Source organism: Arsenophonus nasoniae DSM 15247 (assembly GCF_000429565.1).
GTDB lineage: Bacteria > Pseudomonadota > Gammaproteobacteria > Enterobacterales > Enterobacteriaceae > Arsenophonus > Arsenophonus nasoniae.
The window spans coordinates 1-5491 of sequence record NZ_AUCC01000128.1 but is presented as its reverse complement, the minus strand read 5'-3'; the positions used below and the strand labels follow the sequence as shown (position 1 = coordinate 5491).

Genomic DNA, 5491 nt, shown 5'->3' with positions numbered 1-5491 from the left:
AGTTTTACAATTATTATCGACGCCATTCAACGATTGGTTATTTAACGCCACATCAAAAATATCATGAACTAAAAAATGCCGCTTAGATCTTCTACAGAATTTGTTGACCATTACACCCCTTTTTGAGCGTGTTTGTGTCTTTATGGGTAGTGGATGGCGAATCAATAAACTACATCAGGATGAAGAACACCTTATAAAATTGATGAATCCAACACTAAAGAACTATTCTATCGTTTGCAGAAGGGAAAAAGACCGGATCATGATTTATGGCAGTGTTGATTATTATCACTATCGCTACGGTAAATTAGCAAAATGCTCTGTTTCACTCACGAGAAATGCCAGCGCAATTGCGGAAGATATTAAACGAAAAGTATTAATCACCGCTGTTGATGAAATCAATAAAGCTAACGAGTATCACCAGAAAGAACAGGAGAAAAAAGAACAAAAAAGAATTTTAAAAGGAATGCTAGCACAGCAAGTTAAGTTAGAATCTTATTATAATGCTATTACGGTCATTGTCGCCTCAAGTGGTATTCATGGCAAGGTAAAAGAAGGTTATGACGGATATAATCTAAAGCTCTATAAACTAAACACCGAGCAGCTAATAAAAATTGTTGGTTTTGTATCGACATTATAAATCCGATTTACGCCAGTCTCATTGATGGCTGGCTATCATCAAAATACGCTAACCATCTTCTAATGTTAAGATGCCCGTCAGGGCATGAAAGGCGCGAAAAATGGTGATAGAAGAATACAAAGGGTTATACGCGCCGCTACGTGAGCGTAGCGAACTGCTAAACGATTATAGCCCCCGGAACTGCGCTTGCGCCCCCTGCACAGCGTTTTTCAGGCGTGACGAGCTGTGCGAGTCATGCAATTACGAACTATCCGCTACGCAATCGTTAAATGGTCGGAGACAAAAGAGAGTTAAAGCGATATGGAATTTTTAGTAATGAAATGTCACTAGGTAAAAATAAAATGAATCAAATCTATCATAGAAAAGCAGGTGGTAAATTAAGAAAAATGTTAACTGTGTATTCAGATGGCGAAAAATTTAAATTGCGGTTTTTAATTATGGATAGAACAGATCCAACACGTTCAGAAAAAGCTAAAGGGATTAAACCTAAAAGAATAATTTTAATGGATAAAGCGTTTTTTTTTGACAATATGGAAGATTTAAGATTAAACATTAAGCAGATGCCTTTGTCTGAGATGATTGTGGACTTTATTAAAATTTTTACGGCGAATAAAAATGAAAAATAATAATGTTATTGAAATAAATCCTACGCCAGAGAATGTAAAACGATTACGTATTGCTGCCGGTTTAACATTAAAAGAATGCGCGAATATATTTGGTATAAGTTTACGAGGCTGGCAGAAGAAAGAAGAATCGAACACAGTTAATAGTCGGGGGATTACAAAAGGTGAATACCTTTATTTGCTTTTACTCGCTGGAGAACACCCTGAATTCATCCTAAAGAAGCGACAAGAAATAGAGAAATAGCACTTCAAAAAAAGCACAGAACTACCATAAAAACACAAGACCCAGATAGGCGTAGTCACTACAAATGTGCACATTTGTAGCTCTCGCCAGCCGCTACACGGGGTTTTTGGAGGAAATCAAAGGAGTAAAATTTTGACAGAAAAACAACGATTACAGAATTTTTGGATAGAGGCTGATGCGTTATCCGGCGTAGGCTATTTTGATGTCGTTAATGCCGGTTTAGAGCCAGTAAAATATCACTATCCGGTAGCGTCAAAACAACAGGTATCGGCGCAACTTAACTTTAAAGTGTGGGAACGGTCAAAACTTTGTTGTTACTTTCGTTGCCTTGATTTAGGTGACTATTTTAAAATGAATTTGTTCTTCAATGCCAAGACAGGTGGGCACTATGCTTCACAACAAGGCAGTATTGATTTTAAATCATCGGGCCTTTTAGGGGAATGCTTTTTACTGGATATTGTGATAAGTGAAAAAGGTTACCCGATACTAAAAAGTGCACGAATGCTTGACGATCAGGGAGTGTTATGAATATTAAAGAACGTAGCCTGTTAAGTGAAGATGAATCTGAAATCTATTGTAACCTTAACCGCTTAATGCCAGAAGGTGTTGTTGTTTTTGTTAAAGTAAAACTGTCGGAATTTTTAACACCTATCGCTGAATATGGAACGGAACTATTTTACCAAGACTTCCTTGAATTGAACAATCTAACAGCCCCGTTTTTATTGTTTGATGTAAAGAATAGAAAAGTAGAAAAGGTAATTACATTTCACAATGATTCTAAAAAACAGACAACAGGTGAATTAAGGAAGATCCTTGAAATCTGCCAAATTCCTTTGATAGAAGTTGGCAGTATTGCCGAGTTGTATACACTTACTCTTTTTGAAAACAAAGAAGATTAAGTGTTGAATAATTTGTTAGCTTTACTGATGACTGAATTAGGCTTAGATGGAGTTGCTAATTTTTTTTCCGATAAAAGCGTTTTTGGATTTGAAATGTCATTGATAAGATCGCCATTAATCGCGCCAATTAAAGCTCTAACCTGAATTTCAGTATCATTTTTAACTATTAATGATGAGTATTCTGATTCTGTGATAGATATCCATGAACTCCATCCATTATTAGGTAGTAGTGGGTCGCGTACTCGTTTTTGCCACGCGACAACTTCGTTTTCTTTACCTTTATTTACCTGAGAAATATTATAGTCTGGAGAAAGAGCTCCAATAATATTTGCCAGTGTTGATAACGATGTCGGTTTTGCAAGGAGAGAAGCAACGAGTAAGGGTAAACGATCATCAATTTTTTTCAAACTAAATCCAGAAAGAATCACGTTTTTTATCGTTTCGCTTCTTTTTCCTTGTCCAAGTTGATCAAGATGTGCAATGGCCGTAGCTTGTTCATCTTTATCTGTATTAAGATAGAAATAATATTTCTTTGTCTTACTCATTGCTGTTTGCCCATTTCAGCAAGCGCCTTGACAAGAGCAAGCTGCGGTGTATCTAACTTTTTTACTTTGTTTTTGAGCGTACTCCAGTGTGCTTTAAATGCGGGATAAAGGTACTCGGCACCGCCGCCAGTTAGGTATATGCGATGAAATCCACGATAATGTTGCTCGACATGTTGGATAACTTTTTCTATTAATCTAGTCTTTGAGACTTCAAACGCAGTTTTCACGGTTGCTACGTGTTTAATATTATTGATTAGTGGCATGATATCATTATCATTTCCTGCCATTATTGCCCTGATGATAGTATCAGCTACATGATAATTACTTGGAGTATCAGCTTTTAACAAAGCGTCCTGTACGTGCTTGATAACCAGACTTACGCCTGTTCCTGCTTCACCGGATATCTTTGCGATGCTGTCAAATTGTCCTTCTATTACGCCACAGTCAAGCGTTGTTCCGCCCAAATCGACGACTAAGGATTGCTCTAATGCATGAACATTATCCATCTGTAGTGCTGATACTACGGCGGGAACAGATTCAGGGTATACGCGGATTTTCCCAAAGGTAAAAACGTGTCCTTTGTTCAGAGTAATCGGGCGCTGGAGATTCCTGATTTTTCGTTGGATATTGACTGTATTTTCCTGTGCGTCGTCGCTGTAGTACTCACTGATTGGCAACGTTACCCAAAGTTCGATCTCCTGTGGTGTGATGCCGGACAGTTGGAGCGCATGATGTACCGAAAGTAGGTTTTCTGTACGGTATTGAAAATCAATATTAGTGGTGGGTAGCACATCCGCTGATGCTTTGGAAAAGCTGTATTTTAGTCCATCTACTTCATAGTTATAGATGGGATCAGACGCGAATCCGCCCGGTTTCCACCCTTCGTTGAAGGTGTTTTGACTTACCAGTGTTTTTAGCTCCTGATTAGGTTCATCTTGCCAGCATAACTTGATAGCCGTGGAGCCGTCGTCGCAAAACACTTTTAGCATAAATTACCCCTTTTGTGGTGTGAAAATATGTCAATATTTTAAAAACGTACACCATTTTCGTGTGTTTTTCAATATTTTTTTACACCTTTTATGGTGTTATTTTTTGTTTTTTCTTTTTTTGGTGTTGTTTTTTGATTTTATGTCGAAAAAATATACTAGAAGTGTTTTTTTTGGGTGTGAATTTTATTATTTTATGATTGATGTACACCTGAGTTAGCTAAATGCCTCGAAGATCATATCCATAGAAAATCCTTTGTACTGAAGATAGCGGATCTGCTTAGCTTTCTCTTTTTGCTCTGCGGGGGGAGTATCAGAAAATTTTTTTATCCTTGCTTCTTTGGCCATCGAATACCAGTCTATGCCGGACTCCTCTATTTTTTGTTCAATTAATTCTTGCGGAAAACCTTTTTGCCTGATTTCCTGCTTTATTCGTGTTGGGCCATGGCGTTTTTTAATGTGTTTATCTATAAGGTTATTAATTAACTGTGTATCGTTGAGATAGTGATTATCGCTTAACCGCCGAACAACACAGTCAACGTATTCTTCTTTTTCTGTCAATTTGCTGAGTAGGCGACGTAAGCTACCAGAAGAATAGTCTTTTTTGGCTAAAAGGGTTATAGCGTAATCATATAATTCGTTTTCACTCATCATTCAAATCCGTCATTATATTACTCAATTAAATAAAAACCCTTCTGTTTAATGAAGGGTTTTTGTTTGTTAATTTTATTTGTTAATCAAAAACTCGTCAAGCTACGTTCGGCGCTAAGGGCTTCAGCAATGGGTTTGGGTTTGCATCCGAGTATCGTCTTAATTGGCGTAACCCTTCGATTTTACTTTTGGGTTGCATTATTTCCCGTTGTGGTTAAACTCAAATCCCACTTTTCCAGTGGTTTTATCTTGTAAAATCAACATGGCATCGAAATTTTTCCCTGCTTTGCTTTTAAAGCCTTTAATCATGCCTGTTTTTCCCTTTTGAATGAGAATTTCAACCTGTTTGTTAGTGAGCTTTTTTTCTGCCACAGTAGACCAGATTTTAAAGTCACATCCGGTACAGGTAAACAGTTTGGGACGCACCACAATATCCTTACCACAATTGGGGCAGGGGGTGGCTAATCTTTCACCCTGTCCACTGTTTGGTTTTGCTTCGCCTTTAATTTCACCCACGCTGACTGTATTGACGTGCTGGCGCAAATCATCGATAAGCGCATTCACAAATTCATCAACCGTTTTACTGCCTTGCTCGATATCGCTTTGTTGTGCTGACCAGAGGGCAGTCATATCGGGTAATGTTGCTGACTCTGGTAGAGCGCGGAAAAATGCCACGCCGGTTTCAGTGGGGAGCAGCTTGCCTTTTTCTTCACGGATAAACTGGCGGTTTTTCAGTTTTTCCAGCATGTCAGAACGTGTGGCGGGTGTACCGATGCCGCCGTGCTCATCCTTTTTGTCTTTATCCTTTTCTTTTAACGTCTAAGAATTTCAAAAATAAGTTAACAAAAATTTAACATTAATTATTAAGCAGAATAACGGGTGCGAAAGGTGATTTCCCCCTTTTTT

At 38.0% G+C, this 5491-nt stretch carries 9 protein-coding genes; 5 read left to right on the top strand and 4 right to left on the bottom strand.

Annotation, left to right across the window (positions count from 1 at the left end; all coding sequences use genetic code 11):
• The first annotated feature begins 103 nt into the window (after nucleotides 1-103).
• The 5 genes from G468_RS0115935 to G468_RS0115915 all read left to right on the top strand — a co-directional run bounded on the left by G468_RS0115935 (nucleotide 104) and on the right by G468_RS0115915 (nucleotide 2403).
• A complete protein-coding gene (locus G468_RS0115935) occupies nucleotides 104-637 on the top strand; it encodes a hypothetical protein (RefSeq protein WP_155847015.1) in 534 nt (177 codons plus the stop codon).
• Between the two features lie 269 nt (nucleotides 638-906).
• Complete coding sequence (locus tag G468_RS0115930) at nucleotides 907-1263, top strand: hypothetical protein (RefSeq protein ID WP_135679033.1); 357 nt, start codon at nucleotides 907-909, stop codon at nucleotides 1261-1263.
• A complete protein-coding gene (locus G468_RS0115925; protein ID WP_026823899.1) occupies nucleotides 1253-1504 on the top strand; it encodes a helix-turn-helix domain-containing protein in 252 nt (83 codons plus the stop codon). Before G468_RS0115930 ends, G468_RS0115925 begins: the two co-directional genes overlap by 11 nt.
• A 132-nt stretch (nucleotides 1505-1636) precedes the next feature.
• Entirely contained in the window at nucleotides 1637-2032 is a 396-nt protein-coding gene (locus tag G468_RS0115920) for a hypothetical protein (protein ID WP_026823898.1), read from the top strand.
• Nucleotides 2029-2403, top strand: a complete 375-nt coding sequence (locus tag G468_RS0115915; protein WP_026823897.1) for a DUF2726 domain-containing protein — start codon at nucleotides 2029-2031, stop codon at nucleotides 2401-2403. Before G468_RS0115920 ends, G468_RS0115915 begins: the two co-directional genes overlap by 4 nt.
• Here G468_RS0115915 and G468_RS0115910 read toward each other — a convergent pair.
• From G468_RS0115910 to G468_RS0115895, 4 genes are all read right to left on the bottom strand, one after another.
• Complete coding sequence (locus G468_RS0115910) at nucleotides 2400-2948, bottom strand: plasmid partitioning/stability family protein (protein ID WP_026823896.1); 549 nt, start codon at nucleotides 2946-2948, stop codon at nucleotides 2400-2402. The genes G468_RS0115915 and G468_RS0115910 overlap by 4 nt on opposite strands.
• On the bottom strand, nucleotides 2945-3937 hold the full coding sequence (gene parM / locus G468_RS0115905; RefSeq protein ID WP_026823895.1) for a plasmid segregation protein ParM domain-containing protein: 993 nt from the start codon (nucleotides 3935-3937) through the stop codon (nucleotides 2945-2947). Before parM ends, G468_RS0115910 begins: the two co-directional genes overlap by 4 nt.
• A gap of 213 nt (nucleotides 3938-4150) precedes the next feature.
• Nucleotides 4151-4585, bottom strand: a complete 435-nt coding sequence (locus tag G468_RS0115900) for a regulatory protein RecX (RefSeq protein ID WP_026823894.1) — start codon at nucleotides 4583-4585, stop codon at nucleotides 4151-4153.
• Nucleotides 4586-4783: 198 nt separating this feature from the next.
• Entirely contained in the window at nucleotides 4784-5359 is a 576-nt protein-coding gene (locus G468_RS0115895; protein ID WP_276324686.1) for a topoisomerase C-terminal repeat-containing protein, read from the bottom strand.
• Nucleotides 5360-5491: the final 132 nt, after the last annotated feature.